Below are 19,435 nucleotides of genomic sequence, written 5' to 3'. Positions count from 1 at the left end.
ATGGGCAAAAAGAGAGCATTTTATGACAAAAAAGACCATAGCAAAGTAATTGGAGAATATTATAAATTATTTGATAGATATGATGGCACAAATGCAAAATCAATAAAAAATCAATTAATTCGCTTGATTCAGAAAGACCCTTATTTTTTAGATTCCTATTTGTTACTTTATGAAGTATTACGTGATGAAAAAGACTTTGAAGAGGCTGAGAGGGTTCTTGACGAAGCTTATAAAAAAGCAATGGAATTAATAACAGATAAAAATGACAAATGGCCTGATATCCTTGAATGGGGATGGTTAGAAAATAGACACATTATAAGAACTATTTTAAATAAAGCTATCTCATTATGGGAAAATAATCATATGGATGAAGCTTTAAATTTATTCAGAAATCTTTTAAAAACGAATCCCAATGATAATGTGGGTGCAAGATATTATATATTGGCTATCAGAATGAATATGAGTCTGGAAAAATTCGAAAAAAGATTTGATAGAGGTGGTTATCATGATAATGAATTACCGCAATGGTTTGAAAGAAATTATAAAAAGTTTCCAGATGAATTTGATTGGTGGGAAAAAGCTATCAAAAACTATGAGTAGATGACCACACCTTTTCAATCCATTCCTTCTTTTTTCCGATGTCAATTAACACAACTTCATTGCCAACTACTGAAAACATTAATTTTACCTTTTAAACTACCTAATTCCCCATTAAATTTTTTTAAATTGAGACCATTGTCTTGAAAAATTTAGGAATTTAGGAAATATCTCAGAAAATTGATAAGGTCAGATAAAAAAGGATTTTCTTATCAGCTATATTCCTGTTACCTTTCCTGTTTGTAAATCAACATCTATTGTTCTGAAGTTTGGAGTAGAAGCTGTTCCCGGCATTAAGCTTATTTCTCCTGCAACAGGAACAATTAGTTTTGCTCCGTAAAAAACTAATATATCTCTGATAAATAATTGCCAGCCCTCAGGAACTCCTCTTAAAAGCGGATTATCAGAAAGACTTAGATGAGTTTTTGCTATGCATATAGCAAAATCTGAAAATTCTTTCTTTGAATTAATTGATTGAAGTTTCTCTAAAGCAAGAGGAGAGAACTCTACTGAGTCTGCTCCGTATATTTCTCTCGCAATCAACTCTATTCGTGAAATATGTGGCAAACTATTTTCATAAAGAAAGTTAAAGTTTGAATTGTTTTTGCAAGCATCAATTACAAAGTCTGCAAGTTCTAAAGCACCCTGCCCTCCCTTTTGCCAATGTTCTGAAATTGCAACTGGAATGCCCATTTCTTCACAGAATTTTCTAACAAAATCAAGCTCTTCATGGGTGTCAGACTGAAATTTATTTATACACACAACAATGCTTAATCCAGATTTTTTAATTATTTTTATATGATGAAAGAGATTTTTCATTCCTCTTTCAAGCCACTGCATATTTTTTTCAATATATTCCTTCGGTAATGGATTACCAGGTATAATTTTGGGTGAATCTTTATCTGCACCATGATATTTTAATGCCCTTAATGTAGCCACCAAAACTGCCACATCTGGTTTCAAACCTGATGTCCTGCATTTTATATTCCAAAATTTTTCAAAGCCGATATCAGCTCCAAATCCACACTCTGTTACGTGATACTCATTCAACTTGAGCCCTACCATATCTGCAATGATTGATGATTGTCCTATGGCAATATTGGCAAACGGTGCGGCATGAACAAATACAGGTTGTCCTTCAATGGTTTGAATCAAATTCGGATTGAAAGCTGGAAGCATAAGAGCAGACATAGCTCCACTTACTTCAAGGTCTTCAGTAGTTATGGGATTACCAGTTTTTGAATACGCAACAACAATGCTGCTAATTCTTTTTTTTAATTCCTTCAAATCTTTTACAAGGCTTAGAATTGCCATTAATTCAGACGATGTAGCTATGTCAAATCTTGATTCCATAGTAATGCCATCTTTTTTCCCACCAAGACCAATTACTATTTTTCTTAATGCCTGAACACAAAAATCAATAACCCATCCCATCTGAACTCTTTTTGGGTCAATATCAAGTCTTCTTAACCCCCGTTTTTTGAGAATTTCGTCTGAATAATTAGCTTCATGAAGCATTCTTGATGTCAGGGCAACCATAGCAAGATTGTGGGCATTCATTACTGCATTTATATCACCTGTAAACCCTAAGGAAAACTCTGTTCGGGGAATGCATTGGGAAAGTCCTCCCCCTGCTGCAGAGCCTTTTATATTCATAAGAGGACCTGCTGAGGGTTGCCTTATAGCACAGCTTACTTTTTTACCTCTTTTCCCAAGTCCCTGAGTTAATCCAATTGTTGTTGTTGATTTGCCTTCGCCAAAAGGTGTAGGAGTAATAGCAGTAACGATAATATATTTGCCATTAGGATTGTTTTTTATTCTACTGTAAAGTTTTCTGTAATCAATCTTAGCAATATAAGACCCATACGGTATAAGTTCTTCTTTTTTTATATCAAGCTCTTCAGCAAGCTGAAATATTGATTTCATTCGTTTTTCAGCTTCTTGAGCAATTAACCAGTCAGGACATGATACTGGTTCTGGAAGCATAAACTCTCCTGAATTATTATTTTTTGTTTTATTCTGATGGATTATCTATGTCTGCAAGATAATCCTTAAGTTTCTCCAGTAATGAATCAGGCAAAATTTCATCGTAAAGTAAAGCATTCATTTCCTCTACTGTCAATTGTTCCTTAATATCTCTTGGAAGCATTTTTACTATAGCAACTCTCATAGGATCAGGTTTTTTTTGTTCCATTTTTGACTCCTTTTATTTTTAGCAGGTTAAATGAAAAGCCCCTGCCACGTTTTTGCCTTCATCCATAAATTGATTAAATAAATCCACTGCTTTTTCTGTATTGCTGACAAAAGTTTCAATTCCTTTTTGTTTGAGTTCTTCTATTAAGCTTGCAGGAACACGCATTCTTTCATATGCACCTGTTCCTACAACAAGAATGTTAACATTATTTTTCAGTACTTCAGCAAGGTCTTCTATGCAAAGACAATGTCCTTCTTTTCTCCACCAGGAGGGAAAGATTTTATCAGGAAAAACAATAAGGTCTTGTGTATATTCATTACCATCTACTACAATTTTTCCAAATGAATAATGAGTTATTTTCATATTAAGCACCTCCTTTAAAGAGTTGGCGGGAGCGTGTGGGAATCGAACCCACCCTGCCTGTTCCTCACAGGCAACACTGGATTTGAAGTCCAGGAGGGACACCAGAACCCCATACACTCCCGATATAGAATTTTACAGGATTTTGAAGAATTTTGCAAAGATAAAAATTACTGCAGAAAGAATTTATCTCTTAGATATCGCAATACATCATCATACGCAGATGGTACAACAAGAAAAATTTCTATATCTTTTGGCAAAGGAAGTTTAATTCTATCCTGTTCTCTTAGTATAAGGATTGCTGATTCTCCTTCCTGAAGACTGCTTGAAATTTTGTTTCCTATTTCCTCAATTCTTTTTTGGCTTATTTTATTAAAATAATCAAATATTTTCTGCATTACAGCATTGGTTTTAACAATTCTAAGACAGTTTCCCCAATCAATAAATTCTCCAAATATTTCAGGGTCTTCAATCCCTATAATAACCGCACCTTCTGAAACTTTTTTCTCTATAAATGGATATAAATAAGGATTGGTTTCTCTTATTACATCAATTGCTTCCTGCCCTTCAATAAAGATTGTCTCAATAAAAATTTTTGTAACAAACCCTAATTTTTCAAGTTTTTCAACATGAATAAGAGCTTCCTGCCAGTATTTCTCAATTATATCTTTTAGTTTTTCATCTTCTTCATCAAAAACAAAAAGATTTGGAATACAAAAAAGCCTTCTTTTGCCTTTGAACTCATCTATACTGAGTCTTTGTATTTTGCCTAACTCTACCATTTTTAAATTGAATGAGATAGTTTTTTAAGTTGTTCTAATTTATTATAAGCTTTTCCGCTATCTATTGCCTGTTTTGCTATCTTTACACCTTCAGAGAGACTATTCGCTTTCCCTGCAACCTGAAGGGCTGAAGCTGCATTTAACAAGACCATATCTGTTGCCGGTCCTTTATTTCCTTTGAGAATTTCTAATACAATCCTTGCATTTTCCCTTTTATCCGCTCCTCTTACTTGGTCTAAGGAACTACGAGATAATCCAGCCTCTTCAGGAGTAATGGTCTTAGTTTCAATCTTACCATCTTTTGCTCTAACAATATACGTCTTTCCAGAGATTGATATCTCATCAAGTCCTTCTTCACTATGAACAACCATAACATCCTCTGCTCCGAGTTTTGACATCACTCGGGCGATTATTTCCATGTATTCCTTTGAAAAGACACCAATCAATATACGTTTAACCTCTGCAGGATTAAGCATTGGACCAAGGATATTAAAAATAGTCCTTATCTTTAGTTCCTTTCTAACAGGAACAACTCTTTTCATTGCTGGATGATAAAGTGGAGCAAAAAGCACAGTGAGTCCACATTCAAAAAGACATTTTTCTGCTATCTGAGGAGACATATCAACCTTTATTCCCAATTCTTCAAGGACATCAATGCTTCCACATTGGCTTGAAGCAGAGCGATTGCCATGCTTTGCCACAGGAACACCTGCGCCTGCTACTACAAAGCTTGTAGCAGTAGACACATTGAATGTACCAGAATGGTCTCCTCCTGTGCCAACAATATCTATTGTTCCCTGAGGAGATTTAATTTTTATTGCATAATCTCTAAAAAGTTTAACAGTTGCAAGAATTTCGTCCTCTGTCTCTCCCTTCATTGATAATCCCATTAAAAAAGCTGAAATCTGCACTGGAGAAGCTTTCTCTTCAATTATCTCAATAAAGCTTCCCTTTAAAAGTTCCTCAGGAAGGTTTTCTCTTTTGCTTAATCTGTATATTGCTTCTTCTATCATAGTTTTAAAAAGTTTTTTAATAAGTCTTTGCCAGTTTTTGTAAGAATGCTTTCAGGATGAAACTGCACTCCTTCAACAGGATATTCCCTGTGCCTTATACCCATAATTATATCATTTGATGTCCATGCACTAACAATAAGACAGTCTGGTAGAGTTTCCCTTTCAACTATAAGTGAATGATATCTTGTTGCCTCAAAAGGGTTTGGAAGCCCTGTAAAAATTGTTTTGCCATCGTGATAAATGAGAGATGTCTTGCCATGCATTATTTCATGAGAACGAATAACTTTTGCACCAAAGGCTGCTCCAATTGCCTGATGTCCAAGGCATACTCCAAGAATTGGTATTTTACCTGCAAAATATTTTATTACATCAATTGAAATTCCTGCTTCTGTAGGAGTGCAAGGACCTGGAGAAATAATAATTTTTTCAGGAGACATTTTTTCAATATCTTTAATTGTAATTTTATCGTTTCTATAAACTTTAACGTTTTTAACCATCTCTCCAACATATTGATAGAGATTATATGTGAATGAATCATAGTTGTCAATTATAAGAATCATGAGGACAGTCCTCCAGATTGGAGAAAATTTACTGTTTTAAGCATAGCCTTTGCTTTATTAACTGTTTCTGTATACTCTCTTTCAGGTATAGAATCTGCAACAATTCCTGCTCCTGCCTGAACAAATACATGATTGTCCTTGATTGTTAGCATTCTTATGCCAATGCACATATCCATATTACCACTGAATCCAAAATATCCTATTGCTCCTGCATAAGGACCTCTTTTTGTTGGTTCAAGTTCTTCAATAATCTGCATTGCTCTTACCTTTGGTGCGCCTGTTACAGTTCCTGCAGGGAAACAGGACATAAAAACATCAAACATATCAAGTCCCTTCTTAAGCTTCCCCTCTACATTGCTTACAATGTGCATTACATGGCTATATCTTTCAATTGTCATTAATTCTGTAACATTGACCGAACCTATCTCTGCTACTCTACCCACATCATTTCTTCCAAGGTCAACAAGCATAATGTGTTCTGCTATTTCTTTCTCATCGCTGAGTAGCTCTTTTTCAAGAGCAAGGTCTTCTTCCTCTGTTTTTCCTCTTGGACGAGTTCCTGCAATAGGTCTTACAATAACCCTTTCATCTTCAAGTCTAACAAGAATTTCAGGAGAAGAGCCTACAAGAAAACCCTCGCCTGTATCAATATAAAACATATATGGAGAGGGATTTATAATTCTTAGAATTCTGTAAATATCAAAGGGATGAGCTTGGGTTTCAGTTTCAAATCGCTGTGATATTACAACCTGAACAACATCACCATTTAATACATACTCTTTTGCCTTTTTTACCGCAGAGAGAAATTCCTCCTTGCTGAAATTAGAATGAAATCCGTGCAGTGTTTTGCTCCCTTTTTCTGGGACATTTAGATAGGTTCTAAATCTCTCATCACTATGACTTTTTAAATCAGAAATGAGGTTGTCAATTTTTTTCTGTGCTTTTTGGTAAATAGAAGTTGCATCTTTATCTATGAAGGCATTATACACAATTTTGATTGATTGTTTAAGATTATCAAAAATTAGAAGTGTTTCCGGAATCATTAGAAAAATGTCAGGCATGTCTATTGAGGGTTTTGGAATATCAGGAACTTTTTCAAAAAGTTTTACAGTATCATAGGAAATAAAGCCTACCATTCCACCAAAGAATCTTGGAAGTTCTGAGTCAATATAGGGCTTATACTGAGTGAAAAGTTTTCTTAAAAAATTAAAAGGTTCTAACTTTTTATAAACCCTCCTGTTTTGTCCTTTTTGAACAGTTATTTTCTTACCTTCTGCTTTAATCACAACAGAGGGTTCAATACCAATTATTGAGTATCTACCCCATTTCTCTCCTCCTTGAACACTCTCAAGAAGAAAAGAAGGGCGGCGATTAAGTTTAAGAAAAGCTCCTACAGGAGTATCAAGGTCTGCGATAATTTCCCTGTAAAGAGGAATTAGATTAAATTTATCTGATAGTTTAAGAAATTCTTTTTCATTTAAATTCATTTGATAGTTTAAATAATTATAGTTCAAAAAGGCAATCTTGCTTTATCAAAGCTCTTTCATATATTTTCTGTCTTTGAATTCTTCTTTTTTGCCTTCATTCCAGTTAGATACAGGACGGAGATAGCCTACCACACGGGAATATATTTCGCATTCTCTACCACATTTGGGGCATGTAGAGTGTTCGCCTTCAATGTAGCCACATTCAGAACATACACTGAAAGTTGGTGTTATGCTTATGTAGGGAAGTGTATATTTTTCAAACACCTGTCTTATGAATCTTTTTAGTTTCTGGGGTTCGGGCTTTTCACCCAAGAATATATGTTGAACTGTGCCTCCTGTGTATTTGCTCTGCAACTCATCCTGATTGTCTAATATGTAATGAATTGACTCTGTAAATCCAACAGGAAGCCATGTGGAGTTTGTATAGTAAGGATGTTCGCTGCCTTGAGTGATAATATCTGGATATTTTTGCTTATCAATCCTCGCAAGTCTGTAACTTGTTCCCTCTGCTGGTGTTGCCTCAAGATTGTATAGATTGCCTGTTTCTTTTTGATATTCAAGGAGTTTCTCTCTCATAAAATCCATTACTTTCAAAGCAAAGGCTTTCCCTTCCTCTGTCCAAATTCCCTTAGAGTTAAGCCAACGAGCATTTGCTATAGCTTCGTTCATTCCAATTATTCCAATTGTTGAGAAGTGATTACACCAGTAAGCTCCTGCTCTTTCTTTTATAGAACTCAGATAATGCTTGGAGTAGGGGTAAAGTCCTGAATCTGTAAATCTCTCAAGTACTTTCCGTTTTATCTCAAGGGATGTCTTCGCAATCTCCATAAGCCTGAGAAGTCTTTGATAAAATTCCTCTTCTGAATTACTTAAATATCCGATTCTTGGAAGATCTATGGTCACAACCCCTATACTTCCTGTGAGAGGATTAGAACCAAAAAGTCCGCCACCTCTATGCTTTAGCGCTTTAGTTTCGAGTCTGAGCCTGCAACACATAGAGCGAGCATCCTCTGGTTTTAAATCAGAATTAACATAGTTTGCAAAATATGGTATTCCGTATTTTGCCGTTGCCTGCATTATTAGGTCTACAACTGGGCTATTCCAGTCAAAATCTTTTGTTATGTTAATTGTAGGAATTGGGAAGGTAAACACTCTTCCCTTTGCATCGCCCTCAGAAAGCACTTCAAAGAGAGCTTGATTGAACATGTCCATCTCTCTCTGAAACTCTCCGTATGTAGCATCCTGAGTTTTTCCTCCGATTATCACTGCCTGAGAGACAAAATGCTCAGGCACTTTAAGGTCAAGGGTGATATTGGAGAAAGGGGTGTTTCCAGTTATAAAAACCTGTCCATTTCTTCTTGCAATAACAGTCTCGTTTTCTGTATTAACGCTCCAGATAATACCTCTGTATTCAATCTTTTCAATTTTCATTATATGGTCAGCTTTTGTCTCTGTAAGGGTAATAATATACTGAAGCTTTTTGGAAATTCCTCCCATTTTTCTCTTTCTCACATTAAAGTTATATCCTGCCAATACCGCAATCGCAGTAATGAAATCCTTTGCTTCTTCTTCTGTAACGGTTATTCTTTTTCTGAACTTTTCGGTCCAGCCATCACCTTTTAAGTATGTTTCAAGAAATAGTCTCGCTTGCCTCTTACTTAACCTATAAAGATATTCGGGAAACTTTTTAACCTTAGCGCCTATGAGTTCATGTATTGCTTTACTTGACTTTGGCTTTAGCCTTATATGCTTGCACTTACCAAGAGAGTGTTGCTCTTTAACACTATATTCAAAATTCAAATCTTCCAAAAGCTGAATAATCTCTTCATAGTTCTCGGGATGAGTTTCCTTAGACTGATATATGCTAACTCTGTGACTTCCTTCCCTCTCAATGCTTCCCTCTGAAAGTATCCATGAGAAAATTTTAAGCTCCTCATCTGAGATGGGATAATCGGGATTTTTGTTTTCTCCTGCTACTGGAATAATTAATGGTGAACTGTAGCTTAGTAAATCTTCAATCCTATCCAGCCTGTATTTTTCTGTATTAAAAACCTTTCTTACAACTCTATGATTTGGCGAGATTAGTTGACTCTGGCTTCTGTTTTTCAGATTATACATAATTCCAGAGTATTCCTTTCTGAAAACATAGGTAACCAATTTTGTCTCAATCTCGCCATTGTTTATGTTGAATGTATAAATTGAGTCTCCAATTTCAACTTCGTTATATCTTTTCCATCCATCTAAGGTTAAAATTTCGGTGTCTTCAGAAAGACATTGAAAACCAACGCGAGTAGGCACATTGAGGTTGAAGACCCATTCCTGAAGTGCCTGTTTTACTTGCTTATAATTCAATCCGTCATAGGCAATGAAGGGTGCAAGAAGGGTGTCCACATTGCTGAAAGCTTGCGCTCCTGCTGAATTTCCACACCAACAGGCTTTACCATTTCTTCTTACATAAAGAGTATGATTTGGAACTTCTACACAGTAAACTTTTCCTGCATAATTTGTGACTTGCTTATTGACACTATTGAGTCTAAAGTTTTTTGCTAAAGATACTCCTACATCATACCACTTGAAATTTCCCTTTTTTCTCTCATAAATGTTAGCTGACATTCCAAGTTTAAGCACTATCTCCTGTATGTCATCAGCTAATCTTTTACTTTTTGTTGAATACTCTATGTTTCCATCCCCACTCCAGCCATCACCTTTCATTAGCCAGTCAAAGATAATCTCAAGTTGTTCCTTACTTAGGTTTTTAATTTCAGAAGGAATGAATTTGTCGCAGCTTTTTCCAAATTTCCTTAGGTATGAAAACAATTGCTTGTCATTAATGTAAAACTCTATTAAGTCAGCTTTAAACTTCTTGTTGTAGCTGAAGGGAATTTGACTGAGCACCTTTTCAAATTCTTCAGCAATTTCGCTTTTTTTCTGAGATATTCTTACTAAGTATTCATAGTAGGGAACTTCTCTTCCTTTTCTCTGTCTCTTTCTCAAATAAGTGCATCCTTCGGCTAACCAGAATCCAAAGAATTTAAGCCATAGATTCATGGGAATCTTCTTTGGAGGTAACACTTTGATCTCATATTTTTCAATTGGTTGAGAGCTGTAGATTCTTGCCTCTTCCTCAAGGATATCTGGACTTTCACTTTTACTGTTTACTTTTTTAAAATTTATGTATTGGTAAATTTTGATCTCAGGCAGAATAAAGTATTCCTCTATCCTGCCTTCCCATAATGCGTGCTTTGGTATAAAGTGAGTATTTGGATTGAATTTTTCTGCTTCAATGAACTTTAGCTTTCCATTTTCTTTGGATGTTGGACTATACTGTTGCACCAACATCCTGTGATTTGGCGTTACAAGCAAGTCAAGCTTCTTGGACTTAAAGTGATACATCGCACCGTTATAATCAAATTCGTAAAACTTTACTGGTTTTTGAAGTTCAATTTTTTTTGTCTCAGTATTCATAGTAAAGATGAAATCATGCTCTGTGAGCTCAAAAAAATACTTCCAACCTGAATATGTAAGAACCTGTGTATCTGAGGAATAACACTCTCCCTGGGTTGTATACAAGAAATTGACAATCTGACCCAGTGCAGGCCGAAGATGTTTAGCAGGCCGAGATTCAACTTTACCAGGAACTCCACCAAAGCCCCGGATAAGCAAGTCCATCAAATCCCATCCAACACAATAGGCAGAAAGGGTGTTCAGGTCGTGAATATGCATATCGCCATTTATATGGGCTTCTCTCACCTCTGGAGGATATATTTTGTGTAGCCAGTAGCTTTTGCTTATCTCAGAGGAGATATAATTGTTAAGCCCCTGAAGACTGAAACTCATATTTGAGTTTTCACTAATTCGCCAGTCAACCTTGCTAAGATAGTTGTCTATGAGCTCAAGTCCACCCTGACGGGCAATCTCACGCATTCTCGCATGCTGGTCGCGGTATATGATGTATGCCTTAGCTGTTTTCCTGTAGGGACTGCTTAAAAGTATCTCCTCAACTATGTCTTGTATTTCCTCTACATGTGGGTCTCGGTCTCTGATTAATTCCTCCGCAAGCAATAGGACTTTTATCGTAAGCCTTTTTGCTGTATCGTAATCAAACTCGCCCGTTGCTTTTCCCGCCTTTGAAATGGCTACAGTAATTTTTTCAGGGTCAAAGGGGACAATGCGGCCGTCGCGCTTTATTATATTTTTAAACATCCTAAACCTCCCTTTTACGCATAGCCTTTGCAGCTAAAACCATATTTTTTAGTGATGCCACCGTCTCCTGCCATCCTCTTGTCTTTAGTCCACAGTCTGGGTTTATCCAAAAAAGTGACTTATCAATCAGACTCACAGAACGCTCAATAATCTCAATCATCTCCTCAACAGAGGGTACTCTTGGAGAGTGAATATCATAAACTCCCAATCCAATGCCATGGTCGTATCTGAAGTTCTCAAAGGCAGATAAAATCTCTCCTTTGCTTCTTGAAGCCTCAATTGATATCACATCAGCATCAAGAGCGTAAATCCTGTCAATTATCTCATTAAAGTCTGAATAGCACATGTGAGTATGAATCTGCGTAAAGGGAGAGACATCGGCTGTGGTAAGCCTGAAACTATTTATGGTCCAATCAAAATACTCATCCTGCTTGTTTCTCTTAAGAGGCAAACCTTCTCTGAAAGCAGGCTCGTCAATCTGAATAATTTTGATACCCCTTTTCTCAAGTTCCAGAACTTCCTCCTTTAGAGCAAGAGCTATCTGGTAGGCAATCTCGCGCCTTGATATATCCTTTCTTGGATAAGACCACTGAAGAATTGTAACAGCACCTGTCATAATTCCCTTCACTGGTCTTGGGGTGAGAGATTGAGCATAGAGGGTTTCCTCAACTGTAAGAGCTTTGTCCCTCCATACATCTCCGTAAATTACCGGTGGTCTTACACATCTTGAACCATAAGACTGAACCCAGCCATTTTTAGTTATCGCAAAGCCTTTTAGTTTTTCAGCAAAAAACTCTACCATGTCTGTTCTCTCAAACTCTCCATGAACAAGCACATCTATGTCAAGTTCTTCCTGAATTTTTACAGCCTTTTCAATCTCCTGAAAAATAAACTTTTTGTATTCCTCCTCAGTTATCTTGCCATTTTTATAATCTGCCCTGAATTTTCTTACTTCCTTTGTCTGAGGAAAGCTTCCTATGGTAGTTGTAGGGAAAAGAGGCAGCTTGAGAGAATCCATCTGCATTCTGTATCTCTCTTGAAATTCGGGTTTTCTTAAAATAGCTTTTTCATCTATGCTTGAGATTTTGCTCCTTACCTCTGCCTTTGAAAATATCTCATGGACTATACTTTTCCTTGCTGGCAAGGCTGCTCCATCATTAATTGCTCTTTTGAGAATGGTTAACTCTTCAAGTCTCTCATTAGCAAAGCTTAGCATGTTAAGTATATCCTCTTGAATATGTCCTCTCTCTGCCTCAACAGTTATTGGAAGATGAATTAGTGGAGATGAATTGGAAAGCATAATCTTATCGGTAACTCTGAAAAGTCTCTCCAGCATGCTCATAACAACAGTAAAGTCTGTCCTCCAAGGGTCTCTTCCCGATACAACTCCAGCAATGAGAACTTTATCGGATGGAAATCCAAGAGTTAGTATATTTTCAAGATTTTCCTTGCCGTCTACAAGGTCAAATCCAAATCCATGGACAGACAGAGAGAAAACAAGTTTTTCATATGCTGAAACCGCTTCATAATAAGTTTGAATATAAACTTTTAAAGTAAGTCCCTTTGTCAGTTCCCTGTAAAGACCTGTTAAGAGTTCTATCTCCCGCTCTTCCATATCCATTACCATTGCAGGTTCATCAATCTGTATTTCTTCAACTCCTGCTGCATCGAGTTTTATGAGGAGCTTTTTATAGGCAGGCAATATTTTTTCCGATAATCTTTCCACTCTATCCATATTTAACTTCGCAGACTTCAGATAGGTAAAAGGTCCCACTATGACAGGTTTAGTTTTTACGGATAGACTATCTCTTAGCAAAGCAAATTCCCTAAGGGGCTTGTTTTCCATAAGCTCAAACTCTTCATCCTCTATTTCTGGCACAATGTAGTGATAATTCGTATTAAACCACTTGGTCATCTCAAGGGCTGGAAGCTCTTGAGTGCCCCTTGCCATAGCAAAATATCTATCCAAGGGGTCTGAAATTCTGTTAAATCTCTTAGGCACAGCGTTAAACATTACTGAATGGTCAAGAATAAAGTCATAAAGGGAAAATTCATTAGATGGAATGAGGTCAACTCCAGAGGATTGAATGACTTTAGCATTCTGGATGATTAAAGAATTGGCAGTCTCTAAAAGTTCTACTTTTGAAATCTTCCAGTTCCAGTAGTCTTCCAGAGCTTTTTTTAGTTCTCTCTTCGGACCGATACGGGGATAGCCAAAGACAGTGGTTTTAATCTTCATCTGCTCCTCCCACGAGGCATTTCAGAAAGCCAAAGGCTCTCTGACTGGATAGGTCTTCCGGCTTTGGGCTCTCTTCAACCTACTTGCCCGCCTTCCCAGAGAATTTGCTCTCCAGTGGCATGCGTGGGCTTTCGTTCCCAACACGGCTGCGGGGCAGCGGAGGATTCTCACCTCTCTTCCCTTAAAATCCAGTTAGGTTAAAGTATAACAAAATATATCCAAATCTTTCAAAAAATTAGTATTCGGTCATTTCTTGTCATTCAGAACTAAGTGAGATATCTGAGCCGAAAGGGTCATCCCGAAGGCTTGTCCGAGGGATCTCCCCCTTAAATCGGAAATGAGGATATTCCTCGCCTTCGGCTCGGAAGGATGATTTTCTGTAATTCCGAACACTCTGAATGGATGTGAGAAATCTCTCTTATGTTTCAGTTGAAAGGAAAGAATTCCTCGTCACTCATGGCTCCTCTGAATGACACTTCTCTCTGTCATTCCGAGGGGTCCCAATGACCCCGAGGAATCTGACCTGTAGGGGTCTTTGCCTACGACTCAGGGCTTCCCTACGGTTTGGAATGGACAGTCGTATTCTGTCACCCCGAGCATTAGCAAGGGGGCTACTTCTTTGGAGACGGAGATTCCTCGTCACTTATGCTCATTGGAATGACAGGGAAAAGGGATTGGAACGACAGGAAGAAGTTCGGAATGTCCGAGTGAAAGCGGAATGACAGATGTGGGTAAATGAAAAATAAAGGTGTTAGAGTTTATAGAATTTCAATAAAATGTAACTTTTTTACCATGTTCACATTATATAAAGAAGGAAATTTTTGGATGTAAACATTATTACATGCCGATAATGCTTTCTATCTTTTTAACTCTATCTCTTATCTCCAGATACTGCCTTTTAAGCTGGTTTTCAGCGATAATTCTTTCCTGTTCCTTTTTCTCCATGAAACCAGCCAGTCTATCAAGATGTGTAAGAAGTAAGCCAAAATCAATAAGATCAAATTTTTTATGAAGTTCTCTAACATCGCGCTCGTAGTGTTCAAGCATACTCAATATATTTCTTGAGAATCTTTCAAGTCTTTCAGAAATAGCTTCTATATATGTATTAAAGTCTTCTTTGGTGATATAAATTTTAAGATCATCTCTGGTTACCATCTCAGATTTTATGTAGTTAATCTCAAACATAAACTCTGCTTTTAATTTATTCAGGTCTTCTTTTGTTGCGAAGGCTTTCAAGTCCTCCTTGGTCGCAAAAGCTTTCAGATCTTCTTTAGTTGCAAAGGCTTTCAAGTCTTCCTTTGTTGCCATCTCCTGTCTGAAAATATTAAATTCTTCCTTTACTGCTTTTCTTACAATTTCTAATAAAGTTTTCTCATCCATAAAAACCCTCCAGTCCTTCTACTACACCTATTATAAAAATCTTCAATTTTATTTTCCCATAACTTGACAGTATAACATGTGCTTTAATTTTTCCTTCTTGCTCTAACATTATTCCACCACTCAGCCACAAAGGCAAGAAAAATCCCTGAAAAAAGTGCGCTTATTCCAGCCACAGCTATAATGAGCTTTCTTTTTGGTTTTACGGGAGAATCAAGAGAGGTAGGCTGTTCTATAACGCTTAATATGAAATTTTTATTATTTTTAATTTTTTCTTTTTGTGTTGATATTGCCTCAGCGTAGGTCTGAGAGGTTTTTCCAAGCTCCTTTTCAAATTCATCTATTGCATACCTGAGAATATCCTCAGCAAATTTTTTATCCTTCTGTTCAGAAATTAGATTAATGCTCCCTGTCTTTTTGTCTATCTCAGCCTTAAAAACAATGTCTCCTTGGCCTTTATTGATTGATTTAGTCAAGTTGAGTATATTTTCTTTTTCTCCATACTGTTTTATCAATCTATCAAGCACCTTCTTTTTAAACTCAAGGCTATTAAGTATTGATAGAGATAGATTATTGACCTCTGGCGACTTGGTTTGTCCTAAAGGAATTATAAATGATGTTTTACTATCACTTGTTTTAAATCTCTCAATAACAGACTGACCAATCAAAGAGTCTACCCAAAGAGTTGCCCTTGCCTGATAAATATCGGGAGATAGAAAAGCTACCAAGCCTCCTATTAAAAGCCCGATGAAAGAAACAGCAACGATAAGCTTGAGCCTTTTTTTAAGCACGAGAAGCAGTTCATAAAGGTCAATCTCATCAGAGTATTGTTCCTTTCGTCCTTGCTCGTTCATTCCAAACCTCCGAAGTTTTTGTTAGGCTATGCAAAAATTTATAGCTTTTATGTTCTTTCGTTATCATTCCTTTTTTCATTCCGAGCTGTTTTTTGTCATTCCGAGGAGCGTAAGCGACGAGGAATCTCCTTAGCTACAATAGAGAAGACCCTTCAGCTTCGCCTCAGGGTGACAAAAAGCGTCATTTTATAGAGCATCTGATATTCTCATCATTCCAATACATTATTTTTATATTATTCTTAAACAATTTAAATTTAAACCCTTATTAATCTCAAATACTTCTTATTATCTCCACAATTCTCTTGCTTGATAGACCGTCTCCGTAAGGGTTTATAGCCCTTGCCATTTTATGATATTCAGAGGTATTTTCAATTAAACTCTGAACTGCCTTTACAATATTTTCTTTCTTGATGCCTACAAGACTTGCAGTTCCGGCCTCTATTCCCTCAACTCTCTCTGTTACTTCTCTCATAACCAATACCGGCTTTCCTAAAGAAGGTGCTTCTTCTTGAATTCCACCAGAATCAGTCAATATCAGAAAAGATTTTGACATTAACCAAATCAAATATGGATATTCCAGAGGCTCTAAGAGAAAAATATTCTTAATCCCATTTAATATTCTATTGACTGGCTCTCTTACATTAGGATTTAGATGAACCGGATAGATTATCTTTAATTCTGGATAACTCTCAGCAATCTCTTTTAAGGCATTGCAAATGTTTTCAAATCCTTCACCAAAGCTTTCTCTTCTATGCCCTGTAACTAATATTATCTTTTCTCGCTGAAATTCAAAAATTCCATTAAAATAAAGTTCAATTTTAGACCTGAGCTCCTCATTTTCCTCTAAAATTCTCAATCCTAAAAATAAAGCATCAATTACTGTATTCCCAACAACCCAAACATTTTCCCTTATTCCCTCGTTATACAAATTTTGTTTTGCCTTTTCCGTAGGTGCAAAATGATAATCAGCAATGTGTCCAACCAAGACTCTGTTTATCTCTTCTGGAAAGGGTGAATATTTATTGCCGCTTCTCAGCCCTGCCTCAATATGGGCAACCTTTATTTTTTTGTAATATGCCGAAAGCGCGCTCGTAAAAGAGGTTGTTGTATCTCCTTGAACTAAAACAATATGAGGATTAAAGTCATCGTAAACCTTCTCAAGTTCCACAATACTGTCAGATGTTATATTAAAGAGGCTCTGATTGTTCCTCATCAGATTTAGGTCGTAGTCTGGCTTTATATTAAAAAAATTCAAAACTTGGTCAAGCATTTGTCTGTGTTGAGCAGTCACACAAACTTTTACATCAAAATCTTCTTGATATTTTTTAAATTCCCAGTAAAGAGGAGCCATCTTTATTGCCTCTGGCCTCGTCCCAAATATCATTAATATTTTTCTCAAAATCTCTTTACCCCTTAATCAAAAAATCCCGAACCTAAGCCTCAAACATTGAAAATTATGAAACTTTACCTCACCGCACTGCTCATACCAGGTGGAAAATCAGCAAGTATTTCTATCTTTTCCCAGTTATCTTTGAACCACTCAATATTTGCATCAAAACCCTCCCTAAAATCAACAATAGGTTTATAACCTATTAGTTCTTTTGCCTTTTCAATTGATGCAAGAAGTCTCGGTTTTGTATCCCATTTTCTTCTTTCCTTAAAAATCAATCCTGCCTTATTTCCAGTTGCTTCCAAGACCATTGAAGCTACTTCCTTGATTGAAACTTCTCTGCCAGCAGCAAGATTAAAATTCTCCCCTATAGCCTTTTTATAGTAACCAGCCTTTATAAGTCCTTGAACAAGGTCTAAAACATAGGTAAAGTCTCTTGTTTCCTCTCCTGTTCCTGTAATTGGTAAAGGCAACCCTTTCATTGACCAGTAAATAAAATTTGGTATAACGTTTCTATACTGACCTGGCACTTCACCAGGCCCGTACGAATTAAAAAATCTACAGTTGACAATCGACAACCCATAATGATGATGATAGAAATTACAGTACATCTCTCCTGTCATCTTATTTATCTGATATGGAGTAGTGAGATGCATGGAAATAAAGTCTTCTTTTAATGGTAGTTTAGGATAGGAACCATAAATAGCACATCCACTTGATGCATATATGAATTTCTCTACTTTTGCCAATCGGGAATATTCCAGTAATTTAATTTGACCGATAACATCAACCTCTGCTGAAACCTCTGGATAGTCTACCGAATTCTGATTTGCAAAGAAAGCAGCCAGATGAAAAACAATGCTTATATCCTCTTTGAAGACTCTTTTCAGGTCAATATCATTTCTTACATCACCAAACACAAACATTATATTTGGAAGAGGTGTCACATTCCAAGGGTCTCTGACTTTTATCGCTGATAGATTATCAAGAACAATAACTTTACCCCTACTGCCAACTAACTTTGAGAGTGCAATTATTAAATTACTTCCAATAGCACCAGCTCCACCGGTCACTAAAATATTTCTTCCCTCGTAGTATTTTATTAAATCTTTACCTATATCTAATTTAGCCATATAATCATCAACCATTTTTACTCTCTTTTCATAGTAATCCATGAAGCTACCTCCCTAAAATTTTTCTATCAACTTTTGAATACAAATTTTCCTTTCAAAATTATTCACCAAATAGTTATAACCATTCTTGCCGTATGTGCTGAGTGAAATTTTATTTTTATAAATTTCTCTCACTAAATCCTCTGCTTTTTGAATATCTCCATGAATACAGCTAAATCCGCAATTTGCTTGTTTAATTATAATATGCCCATCACTTTCCCTATTCAAAAAAGCTAAAACAGGAAGTTTTGCAGCCATATATCCAAGAATCTTCCCTGGCACCACAGGAGTTTTGTTTTTACTGGATAAAGATACAAGTCCAACATCACAATCTTTAACAAGATAGGGATATTCCTCTTTAGATACAAAGGGCTTGAATATAACATTATTTAAATTTTTGGCTCTGGCTAAATCCTGTAGTTTTGTTCTCTCCATGCCATCACCAACAAAAAGGAACACTAAATCCTTCAAATCCCTCACCTTTTCAGCCAGTTCTATGACAAAATCAAGACCCTGAGAAAGACCCATAACCCCAGCAAAAAGTATAATAAATTTATCCTCTATATTATATAGCTTCCTGTATTTGTTAGTCCTTGACAGCCTCTCAAACTGTTTTGTATCAATCCAGTTATGAAGGACTATAAATTTGGTTGCAATGTCTGGATGATTCATTTTTAAAAAGTTTAAGTTGCCCTCAGAGTGAACAAAGATCAAATCTGCGTCTATGTAAGCATTTCGCTCCATGTCTTTAAAAAACTTTATTAAAAGAGGATTTTTTAAAACGCCTAAATCAATTGCATTTTGAGGAAATATGTCCTGAACATTTAATAAAAACTTTGCATTAAAATTCTTCTTAAGTTTAGCTCCAAGCATTGCAAGGGGCATAGGGGGGCTATAAACAATAATTATCTCTGCCTTTTTTAAGTATTTTTTAATTTTATTCTCAAATATGTAGGGCATGCTAATCTGAGAAATGCCTCTAATAATAAAATTTACATTGTGATGTGGCAGAGTTTTTATTCTAATGACCTTAATTTGATTTTCTTCAGTAAACTCTGGATATTTTATATTCCTCTGCTCGTTGTCTAAATTATATTCTGGATAGGTTGTAGCAACAGTAACATCAAAACCTCTGTCTCTCAACCCTTCAGCCAGCTCCAGCATCAAATGAGAGGCAGAACGAATCTCCGGAGGGTAGGAATCAGTT

At 36.3% G+C, this 19,435-nt stretch carries 15 protein-coding genes, 1 tRNA gene and 1 riboswitch; of the genes, 1 reads left to right on the top strand and 15 read right to left on the bottom strand.

The window, feature by feature from the left end:
- Window positions 1-600 (top strand): hypothetical protein, encoded by a 600-nt coding sequence (locus THEYE_RS02555; protein WP_012545563.1) that lies wholly within the window; start codon window positions 1-3, stop codon window positions 598-600.
- 213 nt (window positions 601-813) lie between these two features.
- On the opposite strand, the gene THEYE_RS02550 is transcribed toward THEYE_RS02555, so the two are convergent.
- The 15 genes from THEYE_RS02550 to THEYE_RS02465 form a co-directional block, all read right to left on the bottom strand.
- Window positions 814-2,583, bottom strand: a complete 1,770-nt coding sequence (locus THEYE_RS02550; RefSeq protein ID WP_012546634.1) for a formate--tetrahydrofolate ligase — start codon at window positions 2,581-2,583, stop codon at window positions 814-816.
- A gap of 28 nt (window positions 2,584-2,611) precedes the next feature.
- Entirely contained in the window at window positions 2,612-2,791 is a 180-nt protein-coding gene (locus THEYE_RS02545; protein ID WP_012545090.1) for a hypothetical protein, read from the bottom strand.
- A gap of 18 nt (window positions 2,792-2,809) precedes the next feature.
- Window positions 2,810-3,154, bottom strand: a complete 345-nt coding sequence (locus tag THEYE_RS02540) for an Mth938-like domain-containing protein (RefSeq protein ID WP_012546371.1) — start codon at window positions 3,152-3,154, stop codon at window positions 2,810-2,812.
- Between the two features lie 23 nt (window positions 3,155-3,177).
- Window positions 3,178-3,275 (bottom strand) — tRNA-Sec (locus THEYE_RS02535).
- Between the two features lie 46 nt (window positions 3,276-3,321).
- Entirely contained in the window at window positions 3,322-3,933 is a 612-nt protein-coding gene (locus tag THEYE_RS02530; protein WP_012546107.1) for a hypothetical protein, read from the bottom strand.
- A 2-nt stretch (window positions 3,934-3,935) separates the two neighbouring features.
- Complete coding sequence (trpD, locus tag THEYE_RS02525) at window positions 3,936-4,946, bottom strand: anthranilate phosphoribosyltransferase (protein WP_012546835.1); 1,011 nt, start codon at window positions 4,944-4,946, stop codon at window positions 3,936-3,938.
- Entirely contained in the window at window positions 4,943-5,506 is a 564-nt protein-coding gene (locus THEYE_RS02520; protein ID WP_012545428.1) for an anthranilate synthase component II, read from the bottom strand. The genes trpD and THEYE_RS02520 overlap by 4 nt, the downstream gene beginning before the upstream one ends.
- A complete protein-coding gene (gene trpE, locus THEYE_RS02515) occupies window positions 5,503-6,993 on the bottom strand; it encodes an anthranilate synthase component I (protein ID WP_012546555.1) in 1,491 nt (496 codons plus the stop codon). The genes THEYE_RS02520 and trpE overlap by 4 nt, the downstream gene beginning before the upstream one ends.
- Window positions 6,994-7,038: 45 nt before the next feature.
- Window positions 7,039-11,196 carry a ribonucleoside triphosphate reductase gene (locus tag THEYE_RS10380; RefSeq protein WP_012546458.1) on the bottom strand — a complete coding sequence of 1,386 codons (4,158 nt, stop codon included), beginning with the start codon at window positions 11,194-11,196 and terminating at the stop codon, window positions 7,039-7,041.
- A 1-nt stretch (window position 11,197) separates the two neighbouring features.
- A complete protein-coding gene (metE, locus tag THEYE_RS02490; RefSeq protein ID WP_012545812.1) occupies window positions 11,198-13,435 on the bottom strand; it encodes a 5-methyltetrahydropteroyltriglutamate--homocysteine S-methyltransferase in 2,238 nt (745 codons plus the stop codon).
- Window positions 13,436-13,465: 30 nt separating this feature from the next.
- Window positions 13,466-13,642, bottom strand: a riboswitch (cobalamin riboswitch).
- A gap of 630 nt (window positions 13,643-14,272) precedes the next feature.
- Window positions 14,273-14,815 carry a hypothetical protein gene (locus tag THEYE_RS02485; RefSeq protein WP_012546670.1) on the bottom strand — a complete coding sequence of 181 codons (543 nt, stop codon included), beginning with the start codon at window positions 14,813-14,815 and terminating at the stop codon, window positions 14,273-14,275.
- Window positions 14,816-14,898: 83 nt separating this feature from the next.
- Window positions 14,899-15,666, bottom strand: a complete 768-nt coding sequence (locus THEYE_RS02480) for a Wzz/FepE/Etk N-terminal domain-containing protein (RefSeq protein WP_012546104.1) — start codon at window positions 15,664-15,666, stop codon at window positions 14,899-14,901.
- A gap of 271 nt (window positions 15,667-15,937) precedes the next feature.
- Complete coding sequence (gene wecB, locus THEYE_RS02475) at window positions 15,938-17,065, bottom strand: non-hydrolyzing UDP-N-acetylglucosamine 2-epimerase (protein WP_012546846.1); 1,128 nt, start codon at window positions 17,063-17,065, stop codon at window positions 15,938-15,940.
- A 65-nt stretch (window positions 17,066-17,130) separates the two neighbouring features.
- Window positions 17,131-18,231 (bottom strand): NAD-dependent epimerase/dehydratase family protein, encoded by a 1,101-nt coding sequence (locus tag THEYE_RS02470; protein ID WP_012546819.1) that lies wholly within the window; start codon window positions 18,229-18,231, stop codon window positions 17,131-17,133.
- Window positions 18,232-18,243: 12 nt separating this feature from the next.
- Entirely contained in the window at window positions 18,244-19,392 is a 1,149-nt protein-coding gene (locus THEYE_RS02465) for a glycosyltransferase family 4 protein (protein ID WP_277915629.1), read from the bottom strand.
- Window positions 19,393-19,435 lie beyond the last annotated feature (43 nt).

The sequence above is a fragment of the Thermodesulfovibrio yellowstonii DSM 11347 genome (genome assembly GCF_000020985.1).
GTDB classification, from domain to species: Bacteria; Nitrospirota; Thermodesulfovibrionia; order Thermodesulfovibrionales; family Thermodesulfovibrionaceae; genus Thermodesulfovibrio; species Thermodesulfovibrio yellowstonii.
The sequence above is the reverse complement of the archived record's forward strand: the minus strand, read 5'-3'. Positions and strand labels throughout refer to the sequence as shown.

Bases quoted from the DNA above. Each gene is read 5' to 3' on its own strand.
- THEYE_RS02555 (WP_012545563.1), top strand. From the start codon at position 1: ATGGGCAAAAAGAGAGCATTTTATGACAAAAAAGACCATAGCAAAGTA.
- THEYE_RS02550 (WP_012546634.1), bottom strand. From the start codon at position 2,583: ATGCTTCCAGAACCAGTATCATGTCCTGACTGGTTAATTGCTCAAGAA.
- THEYE_RS02545 (WP_012545090.1), bottom strand. From the start codon at position 2,791: ATGGAACAAAAAAAACCTGATCCTATGAGAGTTGCTATAGTAAAAATG.
- THEYE_RS02540 (WP_012546371.1), bottom strand. From the start codon at position 3,154: ATGAAAATAACTCATTATTCATTTGGAAAAATTGTAGTAGATGGTAAT.
- THEYE_RS02530 (WP_012546107.1), bottom strand. From the start codon at position 3,933: ATGGTAGAGTTAGGCAAAATACAAAGACTCAGTATAGATGAGTTCAAA.
- trpD (WP_012546835.1), bottom strand. From the start codon at position 4,946: ATGATAGAAGAAGCAATATACAGATTAAGCAAAAGAGAAAACCTTCCT.
- THEYE_RS02520 (WP_012545428.1), bottom strand. From the start codon at position 5,506: ATGATTCTTATAATTGACAACTATGATTCATTCACATATAATCTCTAT.
- trpE (WP_012546555.1), bottom strand. From the start codon at position 6,993: ATGAATTTAAATGAAAAAGAATTTCTTAAACTATCAGATAAATTTAAT.
- THEYE_RS10380 (WP_012546458.1), bottom strand. From the start codon at position 11,196: ATGTTTAAAAATATAATAAAGCGCGACGGCCGCATTGTCCCCTTTGAC.
- metE (WP_012545812.1), bottom strand. From the start codon at position 13,435: ATGAAGATTAAAACCACTGTCTTTGGCTATCCCCGTATCGGTCCGAAG.
- THEYE_RS02485 (WP_012546670.1), bottom strand. From the start codon at position 14,815: ATGGATGAGAAAACTTTATTAGAAATTGTAAGAAAAGCAGTAAAGGAA.
- THEYE_RS02480 (WP_012546104.1), bottom strand. From the start codon at position 15,666: ATGAACGAGCAAGGACGAAAGGAACAATACTCTGATGAGATTGACCTT.
- THEYE_RS02470 (WP_012546819.1), bottom strand. From the start codon at position 18,231: ATGGATTACTATGAAAAGAGAGTAAAAATGGTTGATGATTATATGGCT.
- THEYE_RS02465 (WP_277915629.1), bottom strand. From the start codon at position 19,392: ATGCTGGAGCTGGCTGAAGGGTTGAGAGACAGAGGTTTTGATGTTACT.